General features: G+C 71.3%; 15 protein-coding genes. 5 read left to right on the forward strand and 10 right to left on the reverse strand.

Annotated elements, in window-relative coordinates; genetic code table 11:
* Window positions 1-117: 117 nt before the first annotated feature.
* Window positions 118-870: a class I SAM-dependent methyltransferase gene (locus M3M55_RS07995; RefSeq protein ID WP_249012294.1), complete on the forward strand. Its 753-nt coding sequence runs from the start codon at window positions 118-120 to the stop codon at window positions 868-870.
* A 50-nt stretch (window positions 871-920) separates the two neighbouring features.
* Here the strand turns inward: M3M55_RS07995 and M3M55_RS08000 are convergent, their stop codons facing one another.
* Window positions 921-1,994, reverse strand: a complete 1,074-nt coding sequence (locus M3M55_RS08000) for a hypothetical protein (protein ID WP_249012295.1) — start codon at window positions 1,992-1,994, stop codon at window positions 921-923.
* Window positions 1,995-2,611: 617 nt separating this feature from the next.
* Here M3M55_RS08000 and M3M55_RS08005 point away from each other — a divergent pair.
* Window positions 2,612-4,864 (forward strand): LCP family protein, encoded by a 2,253-nt coding sequence (locus M3M55_RS08005; RefSeq protein WP_249012296.1) that lies wholly within the window; start codon window positions 2,612-2,614, stop codon window positions 4,862-4,864.
* A gap of 203 nt (window positions 4,865-5,067) precedes the next feature.
* Here the strand turns inward: M3M55_RS08005 and M3M55_RS08010 are convergent, their stop codons facing one another.
* On the reverse strand, window positions 5,068-5,724 hold the full coding sequence (locus M3M55_RS08010; protein ID WP_249012297.1) for a glycerophosphodiester phosphodiesterase: 657 nt from the start codon (window positions 5,722-5,724) through the stop codon (window positions 5,068-5,070).
* Window positions 5,725-5,842: 118 nt separating this feature from the next.
* Here M3M55_RS08010 and M3M55_RS08015 point away from each other — a divergent pair, with 118 nt between their 5' ends.
* Window positions 5,843-6,592 carry a dienelactone hydrolase family protein gene (locus tag M3M55_RS08015; RefSeq protein WP_249012298.1) on the forward strand — a complete coding sequence of 250 codons (750 nt, stop codon included), beginning with the start codon at window positions 5,843-5,845 and terminating at the stop codon, window positions 6,590-6,592.
* A 132-nt stretch (window positions 6,593-6,724) separates the two neighbouring features.
* On the opposite strand, the gene M3M55_RS08020 is transcribed toward M3M55_RS08015, so the two are convergent.
* The 8 genes from M3M55_RS08020 to hemW all read right to left on the reverse strand — a co-directional run bounded on the left by M3M55_RS08020 (window position 6,725) and on the right by hemW (window position 13,264).
* Entirely contained in the window at window positions 6,725-7,210 is a 486-nt protein-coding gene (locus M3M55_RS08020) for a DUF427 domain-containing protein (RefSeq protein ID WP_249012299.1), read from the reverse strand.
* Window positions 7,207-7,716, reverse strand: a complete 510-nt coding sequence (locus tag M3M55_RS08025) for a pyridoxamine 5'-phosphate oxidase family protein (RefSeq protein WP_249012300.1) — start codon at window positions 7,714-7,716, stop codon at window positions 7,207-7,209. Before M3M55_RS08025 ends, M3M55_RS08020 begins: the two co-directional genes overlap by 4 nt.
* A complete protein-coding gene (locus M3M55_RS08030; protein ID WP_249012301.1) occupies window positions 7,713-8,144 on the reverse strand; it encodes a response regulator in 432 nt (143 codons plus the stop codon). The genes M3M55_RS08025 and M3M55_RS08030 overlap by 4 nt, the downstream gene beginning before the upstream one ends.
* The gene (locus M3M55_RS08035) at window positions 8,137-9,720 is read right to left on the reverse strand and encodes an ATP-binding protein (RefSeq protein WP_249012302.1); all 1,584 of its coding nucleotides are present in this window, start codon (window positions 9,718-9,720) and stop codon (window positions 8,137-8,139) included. Before M3M55_RS08035 ends, M3M55_RS08030 begins: the two co-directional genes overlap by 8 nt.
* A complete protein-coding gene (locus tag M3M55_RS08040) occupies window positions 9,717-11,006 on the reverse strand; it encodes a PP2C family protein-serine/threonine phosphatase (RefSeq protein ID WP_249012303.1) in 1,290 nt (429 codons plus the stop codon). Before M3M55_RS08040 ends, M3M55_RS08035 begins: the two co-directional genes overlap by 4 nt.
* 69 nt (window positions 11,007-11,075) lie before the next feature.
* Window positions 11,076-11,237 (reverse strand): hypothetical protein, encoded by a 162-nt coding sequence (locus M3M55_RS08045; RefSeq protein WP_249012304.1) that lies wholly within the window; start codon window positions 11,235-11,237, stop codon window positions 11,076-11,078.
* 13 nt (window positions 11,238-11,250) lie between these two features.
* The gene (locus tag M3M55_RS08050; RefSeq protein ID WP_249012305.1) at window positions 11,251-12,099 is read right to left on the reverse strand and encodes a cryptochrome/photolyase family protein; all 849 of its coding nucleotides are present in this window, start codon (window positions 12,097-12,099) and stop codon (window positions 11,251-11,253) included.
* 22 nt (window positions 12,100-12,121) lie between these two features.
* Window positions 12,122-13,264 carry a radical SAM family heme chaperone HemW gene (gene hemW, locus M3M55_RS08055; protein WP_249012306.1) on the reverse strand — a complete coding sequence of 381 codons (1,143 nt, stop codon included), beginning with the start codon at window positions 13,262-13,264 and terminating at the stop codon, window positions 12,122-12,124.
* An 86-nt stretch (window positions 13,265-13,350) separates the two neighbouring features.
* Here hemW and M3M55_RS08060 point away from each other — a divergent pair, with 86 nt between their 5' ends.
* Both M3M55_RS08060 and M3M55_RS08065 read left to right on the forward strand, forming a co-directional pair.
* Window positions 13,351-14,583 (forward strand): kynureninase, encoded by a 1,233-nt coding sequence (locus tag M3M55_RS08060; RefSeq protein WP_249012307.1) that lies wholly within the window; start codon window positions 13,351-13,353, stop codon window positions 14,581-14,583.
* Window positions 14,580-15,341 carry a S9 family peptidase gene (locus tag M3M55_RS08065; RefSeq protein ID WP_249012308.1) on the forward strand — a complete coding sequence of 254 codons (762 nt, stop codon included), beginning with the start codon at window positions 14,580-14,582 and terminating at the stop codon, window positions 15,339-15,341. Before M3M55_RS08060 ends, M3M55_RS08065 begins: the two co-directional genes overlap by 4 nt.
* Window positions 15,342-15,424: the final 83 nt, after the last annotated feature.

The raw sequence follows: 15,424 nt of genomic DNA on the forward strand, positions 1-15,424 counted from the left end.
TCAGAGACAATGACTGCTCCGATGACGCCCCCCGGGTCCACGCCGACTCCCGGTGATCACGGTCTCCGTGGCGCCGAAGGAAGCCCCGCGGGGTCCAGCGCTGCTCCCGCGGGCCCGGTGACGACCGCTCCGGCCGCTCGCCTCACCGTCTCCCGTACCCGCGCTTCACTCGCCGCCGAGCTGACCTTGCGGATCTCCCGCAAGCTCTGGCGCGGCCGCGCGGAGAGCTGGGCGGGGGAGGGGTCGGTCGGCCTGACGCGCGTCGTCGATGCCGTCGTCGCGCGGGCGGGCGCTCCCGCCAACGTCGTCGTCGACCTCGGCTGCGGCTCCGGCCAGGTCACCTTCCCGCTTGCTCGCACCTGCGGACAGGTGCTGGCCGTCGATATCGACGCAGGGGCCATCGCGCTGCTTGAGCGAACCGCCGGCGACCTCGGGCTCACCAACATCGAGGGAGTCGTCCAGCCGCTGGAAACCCTCGAGCTGCCGCACGGCAGCGTCGACCTGATCGTCTCCAACTACGCGATGCACCACCTGCGTGACGCCGACAAGCGGACCGTGATGACCCGCAGCTATGAGTGGCTCGCCCCGGGCGGCCGGCTTGTCATCGGCGACATGATGTTCGGACGCGGGCTCGCCGCCGAGGATCGCGTGATCGTGCGCCAGAAGGTCGGCGCGATGATCGGCCGCGGCCCGGCTGGCTGGTGGCGGATCCTCAAGAACGCCGGACGGTTCCTCCTGCGGTTTCAGGAGAAGCCGCTGCGGACGACCGCCTGGGAGGAGATGATTCGCTCGATCGGCTTTGAGAACGTGGAGATCGATCACGTTCTCGCGGAGGCACACGTCGTCTCGGCGACCAAGCCGGCCGCCTGAGCCGGCCGCAGCCAGACCGGCCGGCTCCAACCGGGCCCGGCCTGACGGGGTCAGGCAGGACAGTAGGTTGACGCGCCGCTGAGTTGGGGGGCGTCGGTGACCGTCGCCACGTTGGTCTGACCGCCCGCGGCGACCATCCTCTGCCATGGGCCGGCACGGTTGCGCAGATACTGATCGAGGAAGGCGATCACCGCCGCATTCACGTAGTCGTTAGCTGGTCCCGGCTGGGTGTAGGGCGGGAGATGTGCCTGACCGAGCAGGTCAACGTAGTACTTCGGGGCCGGCGCCTGGTCATAGAGCTCCGCGCTGCACCCTGGAAGGTTGATCGTGTCGGCGCTCCCCTGGGTGACGAGCAGGGGCACCGACCCGGAGGTGTAGTAGGTGCCACCGAACCCGGAAAGTTCGGCACCGGAGAGGATCACCGCCGCCTTGATGGCGGAGATCTGACAGCAGCTGTCGGCGGCGACGGCGAGGCTCACGTCCCCGCCGTCGGACTGGCCGGCGACGGCGACCTCGTTCGGGTTGAACAGACCCGATAGGCCGCCCGATCCGGTCGTGTCGGCGGTGAGCGTGCTGAGGATGAATTTGAGGTCGCCGGGATGGTTGACGATGTCGGACTCGTCGAGCTCGTGGGGGTCGCCCGCGTAGGTGCCCGGATAGGTGGGAGCGGCGACGACGAAGCCGGCCTGGGCCCAGGCGTCGAGCATCCCCCGGTAGGCGGAGACGGGCTGGTCGAAGCCCTGGGAGAAGATGATCAGGGGGTAGGGGCCGGCGGCGCGGTCGAGAGGTGCTCCGGTACGGTCCGGCGTGCCGGGACGGCCGAAGGTCGGATACAGCAGCAGGGTCGGAAGGGTACGGACGGGTTGACCGCCGCTCGTCCCGGTGGCCGCCGACGGGGTGGAGGGCTCGTTGAGCACGAGATTCCTGGCTCCGACGGCGAAGCTCGTCGGTTCCCGGGCCGGGGTCGTCCGCGTTGGCGTCACCGTTCGCGTCCGGGTTGCGGTCAGGGTGGCCGTCTTCGTCGCGGTGTGAGTGGCGGGCGGTCGGACGCGGACGGGCCCGGCCCCGCCCGCGCCGATCAGGACGACGGCGATGACGACGAGGGTGAGAACCCCGGCGATCATGCCTCCGGCGGCCCGGCGTCGTCGCGCGGTCTCTGCCCGCGAGGGCCGGCGTCGGCCGGGGGGAGCCGACCGGCGGGACGGGGGTGGCAGCGGGCGAGAGCGGGCGGGGGGGGGACGACGGGGCGGAGGTGGCATCGGCGGCGGAACGTTGAGCGGATCCCCGAGGCTGGACGAGCGGCGGGGCAGAGCGGATGTCGGCTCATGCAGGCTAGCTGGCAGGACGGCGGTCTTCGGCGTGGGACCCCCGAGAACGGGTATGCGGCGGGCGTCCACCCTGCGTGCTTGGGCCGCAGCCGCCTGCGTTCACGCCTCATGATTCGGCCTTTCTCCCCGGGTAGCTTAGGATTTGGTTATCGGAGTCGGAACCGCTGGGGCCGCTGGTAGCTTCAGGGTTGGACCCAGGTACCCCCGATCCTGATGCAGAAACTCTCTTGAACCCGCCCGTCGGCACTTCCACCGCGTCGACCCGGAGCGCGGCTCCGGCTCCACCTGATTTCCGGGGTGCGGGCGACGCTCGCTTCGGGAGCGGCGGGCCGCCCTCGTGGAGCGGCGAGCTCGCTCCTGGGCCGCCCCCCCCGCCGCGGCGGCGGTACCTGTGGCGGGTTCTGCTCGGATGCGTGATCGTCGTCCTCGCGAGCGCGGCCGCGGGCGCCGTGTTCGTCCTCGACCAAGTCAACACGTTCGTTGCTGACATCAGTGTCAACAAGGCGCTGAAGGTAAGCACCGGCGTCCTCGCCCACACGAGCTTCGGTCAGCCCGAGACGCTGCTGCTGATCGGCGACGACACCCGCACGGTGTTCAAGTACTACAACGCCTACGTCCCCAACCTCGCCAACGAGATGCTGATGGTCCGGATCGACCCGGGCAAGCCGTACATCTCGATGATGTCGTTGCCGCGCGAGCTGTGGGTCAACGTCACCGAGCCGAACGGCACGACCTACACCAACCGGCTCAACTCGGCCTACACCTACGGCACGACGACGCTCCTGAAGACGATCAAGCAGGTCACCGGTCTCAGCGTCAGCCACGTGGTCGCGACGACCTTCACCCAGTTCGAGAACGCGATCAACAAGCTTGGGTGCGTGTACTCGACCATCGACGAGCGCTACTACCACAACAACGCCAACGGCGGGGCCCAATATCAGAACATCAATCTGCTCCCGGGCTACCAGTGCCTCAACGGGAGTGATGCCGAGCAGTTCGTCTCCTACCGTCACACCGACACGTCCCAGGTTCGCGATGCCCGCGACCAGGCGTTCCTGCTCGCGGTGAAGGAACAGTACGGGCCGCAGCTGGCCGGGAACATCTCCAAATTCGAGAAGGTCTTCGGGGAGACGGTCCAAACCGACACGGGGCTGCGCAGCCCGACCGAGATCCTCAACCTCGCCAACCTCCTTATCTCCGCCTCACACCTGACGGTCCGGCAGGTCCACTTCCAGACGACGCCCTGCACGACGACCTGCCCCCCGGCCGATCTCACCGCGACCCCGGCTCAGATCAAGGACAGCGTCGACAACTTCCTCTACGGCACGGACACGACGCCACGTCGGCAGGTCGCCGCGATTGGCCACGGGATCACCCATCACAAGATCCACGGGCTTCCGGTCACCGCGACCCTGGCCGCGAACGTCTCCGCCGAGCAGGCGTCGGCGGCCAAGCTGTCCTTCACCGGCGAGTACCCCCAGGTGCAGGACCTCGCGGGAAGCATCGTCCCGGTGGCCCCGAGCTGCACCGAGTATGTGCAGGACTGCATCCGCAACTACCTGATCCACGCTCCCGGTCGCCGTACCTATCCCGCCTATGTCGAGGTGTTCTCCAACGGCGATCTCGGACAGTTCTACGACGTCCAGGGGACGACGTGGCCGAACCCGCCGCTGTTGCGCGACCCTCAGCAGACGCTCCGCACCGGCGGACGCACCTACGCGCTGTACTACATCGGCAGCCACCTCACGACCGTCGCCTGGCATCAGTACGGCGCCGTCTACTGGATTCACAACACCCTCCTCAACGGCGTGTCCAACCCGGAGATGCTCGACCTGGCCGAACAGACCCGTCCCGTCGGCCCGGTGCGGCCCCAGCCCGAGCACGCCACGCTGAGGCCCTTCACCGTCGCTGTGCCGGCGACGGCCACCGGCACCTCGGCCATCCAGTCACTCGGGCGGATCGGTGGGATCGTTGCGATCATCCTCGTGCCCCTCGGCCTCATCGTCGCCGTCCGCGACCGCCGGCGACTCGGTCGGATGCGCGTGGAGGTGGCCGGCCAGGTGTCCAAGGCGGTCGTGCTCGAACGCCACCTCGCCAGCCTCGCCGTGCCCTTGGGCCCGGTGGCAGGACGAGGATCGGTCACCGCGGCGGGGCGTGGGTCCGCCGCCCGATCGGCGGGACTCGGCGGCCTCCGGGCCCGTCCGGCCAGCCGGCCGATCGCCCGGTCCGGGGTTCGCCGGCATCTGCCGCGGCGGGCCACCGTCGTCGCCGTGCTCGTGGTGGCCGTTGTGCTCGCCGCGGCGGTGTTCGCCGCGCTCGCCGTTTCCGGAGCGCTCGGCCGACGGCGGGTCGCCCCGGCGGTCCCGACGGTCCCCGCCGTCGTCCTCAACGCCGGTTCGGTGACGAACGCGGCTCACCGCCTCGCGCTCGCCCTGACCCACCGCCGCGTGCACGTGATCGGGGAGGGCAATCTCCAAAATGACCCGGCCCACGGCTATCAGGTCCTCTACCGGCCCGGTGAGCGGGGCCAAGCCGAACGGTTGGCCCGGATGATCTCCGACACCCACCCGACGGTGATGCCGATCAGCAGCGGCACCGCGGCGGCGGTCGGGGCGACCGCGGCGGCGGTCGGGGCCGCGGCGCAGCTCGTCGTCGTGATCCCCTGATCCGTCCGCGTGGGTGGCCCGGGTGGCGCCGCCGTCACCGCTGTGCCGACGCTGAAACCGTTCTCGCCGGTGACGCACACGAGCCGTTCTTCGCCGAACTCAAGCGCCGGGGCGCTCCGTCCGGGCTCGCCCGGCCGGGCTGCCTGCCCACCGCGGATCCGACGGCTGCCGGACGCCCGCAGGGGGCGGAGGGGATGACCTTCTCAGGCCGCGAACAGACGCGGGTCGGCGGAGGTGATCCCATCCACCCCGAGGCCGCGTAGCGACTCGATGTTCGCGCGGTCGTTCACCGTCCATGCATATAGCCGGCCGTCCCGGTCGCGGATGGCGGCCAGCAGCTCCGGATCGATGAGCCGATGTTGGGCCATGAGCGCGTCCCAGCGCCGGGTGGCCAGCCCGGCGAGCACCTGCCCGCGCCAGTCGGCCCAGCGCCGGCTGAAACGGGCAAGCCGCCCGCCGATGGAGATGCCCGTCAGCACCTGCTCGTCCCGGGTCCGGATACGGTCGAGGACACCGCTCACCTGGGAGGAGACGAGGGCACGATCACGCAGGTTGCGGTGGCCGAGCGCCTCCAGCAGGGCGGCCTCACAGCCGACGTGCTTGACGTCGAGGTTGATCCCGACGCCGTGGAATCGGGGCAGGCTGAGGTGGGCGAGAGCGGCGGTGAGGGTGAGGCAGTCGCGGCGGTGGAGATCGAGCGGGCTGTGGGCGAGGACAAGCTGGCGTCCCCGAGCGCGCACGTCGAATTCGACCATGTCGACGCCGACGCCGACGGCGGCGTCGAAGGAGTCGAGCGTGTTGGCGGGCGCGAGCGCGCTCGCGCCGCCGTGGCCGATCCGCTGGCACTGTTCTCCGGGCACGCCCCAACGATGTCAGGTGGGGCCGCCGATTCCGGGGTGCATGACAGGACTCTCATGTGCCGGCTGCCCCGGTCCCCGTCAGACGTCGGGCATACCGGAGACCTGCGAAGCTGACCCCATGAACGGTTCGATGATCGACGTACCGACCCCTGACGGGGTCGCTGACTGCTACCTCAGCATGTCCGACCGCCCCGGCACGCACCCCGGGGTCCTCTTCATGATCGACGCGATCGGCCTGCGTGACCGGATCAAGGAGATGGCCGACAGGATCGCGGCTGACGGGTACACCGTCCTCGCCCCCAACGTGTTCTACCGCGCCGGTCGGGCTCCCCTGTGGGAGACGCCCGACCTCAACGACTCCGAGGCGCGAGGCGCGTTCTTTGCCACGATCGGCCCGCTGATGGGGTCGCTCACCGCCGAGCGGGTGCGCGCAGATGGGGCCGCCTACGTCGCCAAGCTCGCAGAGCTGAGCCCCGGCCCGGTCGGGATCACCGGCTACTGCCTGGGTGGGCGGCTCGGGTGGATCATCGCCGCCGATCAGGCCGACCGGGTCGCCGCCCTCGGCGGCTTCCACACCGGCCGGATGGTGACCGAGGATGCCGACAGCCCCCACCTGCTCGCTCCCCAGGTCAAGGCTCGGGTGTACTGGGGGCACGCCGACGAGGATGAGAGCATGAGCTCGGAGCACATCCGGACCCTCGACGCCGCGATGGACGCCGCCGCGATCACCCATACGACAGAGCTCTACGCCGGGGCCCATCACGGGTACACGATGTCGGACATGGGGGCCTACAACGAGGCGGCGAGCGAACGACACTTCCGGGCGCTTGCCGATCTGCTCGCGACGACACTCCCCGCAGCGACCTGAGCGACGCGGGCCGTGCCTCGGCGGCGGGGCGACCCGCGCCGGGTGATCGGGCTCGGCGGCGGGCCACGCTCACGACACGCCGGCCGGGCCGCTCTCACCCACGCCGACGAACCCCGGTCCCGGCGTCAGGCGCTACCAGCCCCAGGTGCCGGGACCGCCCTTGAACGGCCCCTGGATCTCCGCGGTGACCCAGCCCCCGTAGAAGTCCCCGGGCTGGGCGGCCACCCGTTCGTCGTCCAGCCAGGCACCGTCGGCCCGGCCGGGGTAGAAAGCGACGTACCCGGCGAGGGCCCGGTAGGCGGGCGTCGGGCTCGGGTAGGTCCAGGCGACCGCTCGCCTGCGGCGTCCCTCCACGATCGCGTCAAGGTAGTCGGCGGCACCCTTGAACTCACAGTGGGTCGCGGGCTGGTCGCTGAGGACGAGCACGCCGGGCCGGACGTCCGCGGACGGGACGTAGACGGCCGGGGGGTGGCTCGTCTCGAGGACCCGGAGGGCGCGATTGGAGTCGACGACCCTCATCCCGCCGAGCTCGATCCGTACGTGCCGCTCACAGGCGACAACCGCCGGAGGGCGGGGATAGTCCCAGACAGACTCGGCCGGGCGGGCGCGTCCGCTCACCGAGCCGCTTCCGGCGCGGATCGGAAGTCAGCGTGGGTCCGCCGGGCGACCGGGATGCCATCGCGCTCGGCGGTCAGGCGTACCTCAACCGTCTCGGGGTGGCCGCGGTAGATGCGCCACGGTCCGCCCGGGCTGACCTGCGCGAGATCTCGGATCCGCCAGCGCTCCGGCTGGGGCTTGGCGGCCATCACCGCGGTCGCGGCGAGGATCTCCTCGGGCGCTCCGAGCTCGACACAGCGCACGGTCATGTACACCGCGTCCACCGGCTCGCCCGGGTGGGCACGGACGACGACGGCTGCACCCGTGCCCGTCTCGCGGACGTTGACCGAGTGGCGCGCGCTCGGTTCGGAGGTCCAGTACAGGTCGTCGGCGGCATCGGCGCTGAAGAACACCGGAGAGATCCACGGGACGCCAGCGGCCGACACCGTCGCGAGGGTCAGGTTCGGCTCCTCAGCGAGCATCCGCCGCGCCCGCTCGGAGGGTGACGGGCGCGGCGTGACCTTCACGCCCCCCGCCCCGGCAGCTTGACGATCGAGATGAAGAAATTGTCGATCGCGCGGACGACCTCGAGGAACCGGTCGAGGTCGACCGGTTTGCTGACGTAGGCGTTGGCGTGCAGCTCGTAGCTGGCGAGGATGTCGGCCTCCGCCTCAGAGGTGGTGAGGACGACCACGGGAAGGTGGCTGAGCTGCGGGTCGGTGCGAATCTCGGCGAGCACCTCCCGGCCGTCCTTGCGGGGCAGGTTGAGGTCAAGCAGAATCAGGTCCGGGACCCGGTTGTCGGGGTCCCGGAGAAATTCGAGGGCCTCGACCCCGTCGTGGACGACGAACAGCTCGTTGGCGATCTTGTCCTGGGACATCGCCTCTTGGACGAGCACGACGTCTCCGGGGTCGTCCTCGACGAGCAGGACGGCGATCGGGTCTAGCTCATTCACTCAACGGCTCTCCTGAGGTTGTCATCATCGATTCCACCGGCAGCGTGAAGCACATCCGCGTTCCCGACCGGTAGCTCTCATCGAGCCATATTCTGCCCCCGTGGTGCTCGACGATCTTTCGGCACATCGCCAGACCGATCCCCGTCCCCGGATACGCCTCTCGGGTGTGGAGGCGCTGGAAGATGATGAAGATCCGCTCGGCGTACTCGGCGTCGATCCCGATCCCGTTGTCGCTGCAACAGATCTGCCATTCCTCTCCGTCGCGGACCGCCTCGATGCGCACCTGCGGAGCTGCCTCGGCGCGGAACTTGATCGCGTTGGCGATCAAGTTCTGGAACACGGCGCGCAGAAGCGCAGGTTCGACCGTCAGCGTCGGCAGCGGCTTGACGGTGACGGTCGCCCCGCTTGCCTCGACGGCGTCCCCGAGATCGCTGAGGGCGGCGGCGACCAGCTCGTTGAGGGGAACCGCCTCCACCGCCCGACCGCTGCGGCCGACCCGGGAGAAGGCGAGCAGGTCATTGACGAGCTGCTGCATCCGCGTGGCTCCGTCGACGGCAAAGGCGATGTACTGCAACCCCCGCTCATCCAGGTCGTTGCCATAGCGGCTCTCGAGCAGCTGACAGAAGCTCGTCACCTTGCGCAGGGGCTCCTGCAGGTCATGGGAGGCGACGTAGGCGAACTGCTCGAGCTCACTGTTGGAGCGGCGCAGATCCGCCGCCACGACGCTCAGCTGATCCTGTGTCTCCCGGGCGGCGGCGAGCTCGCGAACGAGTGCGAGACGCATCCCCTCAACGTCGGCGGCGAGCCGCGCGAGGTCCCGGGGGCCGTCGGTCAGCACCGACCGGTCCAGCTGACCCTCGGCGACCTCGCGCGCCGCACCGGCGAGATCGGCCAGTGGTCGGGTCGCGAAGCGACGCAGCAGCAGGCCGGCAGCGAGCAGAGAGAGGATGAGGGCGACGCCGATCACGGAGAAGGCGACCTCGGTCGCCGCGGCCGAGCGCGCGAGGGCACCCTTGACCCGGATGACGGCGACCCCGATCCGGGTGCTGAGCTCACCGAGGGAGGCCCGGATCGCGTCAAACCGCGCCTTGTCCACAAGCGTCGTGTCGATGCGGTGGTGGCCGAGCCCGGCTGGGCCGGTCCGCAGCGCGGGCGCGACCGTTGCGCTCTCCCAGGCGTGGATGCTGGCGAGTGCGGTGGTGAACGCCGCTGCGGTACCGGTCACGTGAGCGCGGGCGAGGATCCTCTCCTCCGTCGCGGCTTCGGTCACTCCGAGCTGGTAGGGCTGGAGGAACTGGCGGTTGCCGGTCAGCTCGAAGCCGCGGATCCCGGTCTCCTGATTGACCATCGCGGTGAGCAGCCGCAGGCCGGCGACGTTCGCCGGCTCGACCCGGCCGATGAGGTCGGCCCGGACGGCGTTCTGGTGCGTGATCGCGGCGATCCCGACGGCAACGGCGAGGATCACCACCGTCGCCGGGCCGGCGGCGACGAGCGCGAGCAGGCGCCCGAGGGTGAGCCGGCGGGTGAGGGCAGTCCGGGCGGGGAGGGCGACCCTGGGAAGCTCTGTGCGGATCATCGACGTGGATCGCAGCGCAGCGCGAGCAGCGCGACGTCATCGTCAAGAGGTCCGCCGTTCATCGTCTCGACCCGCCCGATCAGCGCGTCGGGCAGCTCATCCCACAGTGACCCGGTACGGGCGAGGCCGCCGAGCAGGTCGACGAACGCGTCGATGCCGAGGCGCGGCCCCTCCCCATCGACCCGACCCTCATAGATACCGTCGGAATAGAGCAGCAGGGTCCACTGCGTACCGAGCGGCGTCTGCACGATCTCCCAGTCGCGGCCCTGGCCCAGCCCGAGCGGAGGTCCTCCGGTCCCCGGCGTCAGCAGCCGCGCCTGGCCGTCGGCGCTCAGTATCGGCGGCGGGTGACCGGCGATCGCTGCCGTCGCGGTCCCCGAGGTGAGGTCGATCCGGACGCTCGCGAGCGTCGCATACACATGGTCGGCGTGACGTTCCTGCACGACGAGGCGATCGAGGATCTCCAGCATCCTGCCCGGTGCCGCGCCCGCGAGGGTGAGCACCCGCCAGGCGATCCGCAGCAGCACGCCGAGCGTCGCCTCATCCGGACCGCGCCCGCACACGTCCCCGAGCGCCACGTGCACGCAGTTCGGTTCGGTCTGGACGACGTCGAAGAAATCTCCGCCGAGGACCTGACGGAGGTTCCCGGGGCGGTAACGGCTCGTGACGGTGATGTCCTCGTGGCTGAGCAGCGGGTGGGGGATGAGACCGCGCTGGACACGGGCGTTGGCGGCCGTCTGCACCCGCAGGACCGCGAGTTCCCGGGTGGTCCGCTCTGACAGCTTGCGCTGGATCGCGTAGCCGACGGCTCGGGCGAGCCCCTCTCCGCCCATCTCCCCCTTGACGAGATAGTCCTGGGCGCCCGCGGTCAGCGCCGCGATCCCGCGGTCCTGGTCGACGTCACCGGTGAGCACGACGACGGCGATCTCCGGGGCGATGTCCTGAATCCGCGCGAGCGCGTCAAGACCGCGGGCGTCGGGGAGGCCGAGGTCGAGGACGACGCAATCACATGGCCGCTCCGACAGCAGTGACTCCGCCTCGGCGATCGAGCGGGCGTGGGTGAGCTCAAGCTCCGGCCACGCGTCGCGCAGCAGCTCCTCGACGATGAGGGCATCGCCGGCGTCATCCTCGACGAGGAGCAGTCGCCGGTAGCCATCCCGGGCGCCCGAGGACGGCGGGACCGCCTCCGGCGACGCGGCGTCCACGGACGCGCCCGTGGGCGCAGGGGCGGCGTCCGCGGGGGCGGGTTGGGGCTCCGGGCCCCCGTCTCGGTCGAACTCAGACACCGGCGGCGAGGATAACGGCCTCCAGCACGGCCGCTCGGAGAGGTTGGAGTCGGTTCCGGGAGAGCTCGGTCACGCGCCGAACTCGATCCGGAGGCCATCCGCCCGGATGCGGATGGCCGCCCGCTCGGCTGCGGGGATCCTCCGCAGGTTGGCGAGGGGCATCTGCATCCTCCGGTTGCCCGCGAGCCGGTCGGCGTGGGTGTCGAGGAAGTTCCAGTACAGCGTCGTCAACGGGCAGGCGTCCTCACCGGTCCGCCGGCCCGGCTCGTACCGGCACCCGCGGCAGTGGTCGGACATCCGGTCGATGTAGCGTCCGCTTGCCGCGTACGGCTTGGTCATCATCGCACCGCCGTCGGCCCAGGTCGCCATACCCAACACGTTCGGAGTCATTACCCAGTCGAAGCCGTCGATGAACGTGCGCGAGCGCCTGCTCGGCCTGCTGGCGATCGGCCGGCCAGCGGCGGTGCCCGTCCTCCCCCCAGGTGTCGAGACCGAGCCGGTCCAGCTCTGAGCGGACCTCCGAGTCGAGGGCATCCTCCTCCGGGAGCCACGCAGCGGGAGGGGTTAGGTCGCGGGGAATCCGCCGCCGGTTCTCTGCGTCGAAGTTCCAGCGGCCACCGCACGGCTCATCCCCGTTCATCAGGACCCCGAGCCGCGTGCGCTGCCAGCGGTAGAAGTCCTCCATCACGACCCGCCGGCGTCCGGACGCCCAGTCGGCGAACGCCTCCGGGTCGGTGAGGAACAGCGACCCGCTCACCAGGTCGACTCCCGCCAGAGCACCGAGGCGCTCGCGCCCGCGCAGGCTGTGGGGAGCCAGCAGCGCCACCCGGTCGGGGCGATGGCGGCGGACGTGCTCGTCCAGGCCGGCGCGGAAGGTTGGCGCCCGGACGTAGTCGACCGACAGCCCGCGGGCCTCGCAGGCCGCGGCGTACCGTCGCATCGCGGTCAGGACGAGATGGAGTTTCTGGCGGTGGAAGCGCCGGGCGCTCAAGGCGGCAGTGCTCTGGATCAGGAGAACCCGGTCGGCGCCGGCCAGCGACGGATTCTCGAGCGACAACGGGTCGGCGAGGACCCAGGCGGTGATGCCTCCCATCAGCGGTCTGCTCCGGACCCGGTCATGGCGCGAGCGCGAGCGTGACGGTGCTGGCGAGCAGGCGTCCGGTGGATGTGAGAGTGATCCGGCCGTCGGCGATCCGCACCCGGCCGGCCCGCTCCTCCGCCGCGGCAATCCGGCGACGGCGCTCGTCGAGGAGGCCGAGATCGGCCCCCTCGCGGGTCCGCAATCCGAGCATCAGCGCCTCGAGGGCCCGCTGCTGAGCGCTGAGACGTTCCTGGGTGGCGACCGGCGAGCGTCCCTCGAGGCAGCGGCGGGCATACGCGCCGGGGTGACGGACGTTGGACCAGCGCACCCCGGCGAGGTGGGAGTGGGCGCCCGGCCCGATTCCCCACCAGTCATGCGAGCGCCAGTAGCCGAGGTTGTGCCGGCAGCGGTCCTCGGGCCGGCGGGCCCAGGAGGAGATCTCATACCACGCCATTCCGGCGGCGCTGAGCCGCGTCTCGGCGACCGCCCACCGTCGCGCCTGGATCTCCTCATCCACGTCCGCGACCGTACCGCGGCGCACCTCGGCGGCGAGCGCCGTCCCCGCCTCCACCGTGAGGGCGTAGGCGGACAGGTGATCGGGGGCGACTGACAGCGCCGCCTCGAGCGTCGCCGCCCACTCCTCATCGGTTTCACCCGGAGTGCCGTAGATGAGGTCGAGGGAGACGTGGGGGAAGCCCGCCGCCCGGGCCTCCCGAGCGACCTCCAGGGCCCGCCCGGCGGTGTGGACTCGTGAGAGGGTCGAGAGCACCCGCGCGGAGGTCGACTGCATCCCGACGGAGAGGCGGGTGAACCCGCCGGCCCGGAGCCGGCGCAGGCCGTCCGGTCCGATCGACTCGGGGTTCGCCTCGGTCGTCACCTCCGCGTCGGGGTCCAGTCCGAACAGGTCCTCGGCGTGGGCGAGAAGCGCGACCAGGGCGTCGGCGCCGAGCAGGGTCGGCGTCCCGCCGCCGAAGAACACCGTCGTCAGCGGACGGGCGCCGACCCGCGTACGGGCGAGTTCGAGCTCCCGGTGAGCGGCGGTGAGGAAGCTCTGGGGCGCCTGCGCGTCGGCGGGCACGTAGGTATTGAAGTCGCAGTAGCCACAGCGCGCTGCACAGAACGGCACGTGGACGTAGAGCCCGAGCGGTACCCCTTGAGAGCCATCGCCACCGTCCATCGGCGGATTGTCGCCCACCCCGCGGCCGGTCACCGCCCGGGGCGAGGATCGCCGTCCCGCCCGGCCCGTTCGGGACAATGGGCGAGATGGCCGACCTGACCGAGGCGCAGGCGCGCGACCGCGAGGACCCGCTCGCCCCGTTCCGGGCGCGCTTCCGCGGGGACCCCGACCTCGTCTACCTCGACGGCAACTCGCTCGGGCGACTCCCCGACCACACCCCGGATCGGCTCGCCGACGTCATCTCCCGTCAGTGGGGCGAGCGGCTCATCCGCTCCTGGTCGGAGGGGTGGCTCGACCTTCCCCTCGAGGTCGGGGATGCGATCGCCGCTGCGGTGCTCGGCGCCGCGGCCGGCCAGGTCGCGGTCGCCGACGCGACGACGGTGTGCTTCTACAAGCTCGCCGCCGCGGCGATCGGCGCCCGGCCCGGCCGTCGGGAGATCGTCAGCGACCTCCACGACTTCCCGACCGACCGCTACGTCCTCGAGTCTCTCGCGCACGGGCATCAGATGACGATTCGCTGGATCGACAGCGACCCGGCGGGAGGACCCGAACCGGCCGAGGTCGCCGCGCTCCTGTCGGAGGCGACCGCGCTCGTCTCCCTCTCCCACGTCACCTACCGCTCCGGCCACCGCGCCGACATGGCGGCGATCAACGCCCTCAGCCACGAGGCCGGCGCCCTCACGCTGTGGGATCTCAGCCACAGCGCCGGATCGGTTCCGCTCCAGCTCGACCGCGACGGCTGCGACCTGGCCGTCGGCTGCACCTACAAGTACCTCTGCGGGGGACCGGGTTCACCCGCCTACCTGTATGTCGCCCGCGCTCTCCAGTCCCAGCTGCGCCAGCCGATCTGGGGCTGGCTCGGGCGCGCCGACCCGTTCGCGATGGCCCCAGGCTACGTGGCCGCCGACGGCATCCGCGGCTTCCTCTCCGGCACGCCGCCGATCCTCTCCCTCGCCGCGGTGGACGCCGGCGTCGCCCTCATCGCCGAGGCCGGGATCGACGCGATCGCTGAGAAGGGCAGCCGGCTCGGGAGCTTTCTCATCGCCGCCGCCGACGAGCGGCTCGCCCCCCACGGCGTCAGCGTCGCCACCCCCCGCGACGCGGCCCGCCGCGGCGCCCACGTCGCCCTCGCCCACCCCCGGGCCCACGCCCTCACCGATGCGCTCATCCGGGCCGGGGTCGTCGTCGACTTCCGGGCCCCGGACGTGATCCGCGCCGGCCTCGCCCCGCTCAGCACCTCCTACGCGGACGTGTGGGCGTTCATCGACACCCTCGACTCGCTGCTCGCAGGAGCGGGGGTGACGGCCCAGTGGCGATGAGCACCCTCGACCGGCTCACGGCGCTCACCGCCTGGGCGGACCGCCGCGGCCCCGCCGGAACGCGCCACGCCTACGGCCCCGAACCTGACCAGCACGCCACCCTGCGGCTCCCGGCGGGCCCGGGACCCCATCCGGTCGCCGTCCTCCTGCACGGAGGCTTCTGGCGTGTCGCCTACGGGGCCGAGATCATGTCCGGGCTCGCCGTCGGACTCGCCGAGATCGGCTGGGCGAGCTGGAACGTCGAGTACCGGCGGGGTGACGGGGCCGCCGCCGCCGCGGCCGCCGACGTCGAGGCGGCCCGCGTGTCGCTGGAGCGCCACACCGCACCCCTCGCTCATCACGCCGGCGTCCTCATCGGCCACTCCGCGGGGGGACAGCTCGCGCTCGTCTCCGCCGCCGGCCGACCCGCCGCCGCAGTGATCGCGCTCGCCGCCGTCTGCGACCTCACCGCGGCCGTCGACGACGACCTCGGAGACGGTGCCGTCCGAGCGTTCCTCGGCGGTCCCGCAGCGACGTACGCCGAACGGCGGTCCGCCGTCGACCCGATCGCCCAGCTCCCCACCCGGACGCCGGTCGTGCTTGTGCACGGGAACGACGATGACCGGGTCCCGATCAACCAGAGCCGTGCCTACCATCAAGCCGCACGAGCGGCCGGAATGGACTGTGCGCTCGAGGAGCTGCCCGGCACCGATCACTTCGATCTGATCGACCCGCGCAGCCTCGCCTTCGGTGTCTTACGGCGCGCCCTCGAGCGCTGAGAGGGCGGCGTCGACGGGCCGGTAGAGACCCCCCGAGTCACCTAGGAGTTTGGTGTTTTTCGGGCTTGGGACAGGGGGAGAGC

It is taken from the genome of Conexibacter sp. DBS9H8 (assembly GCF_023330685.1).
Classification (GTDB): Bacteria; Actinomycetota; Thermoleophilia; order Solirubrobacterales; family Solirubrobacteraceae; genus Palsa-465.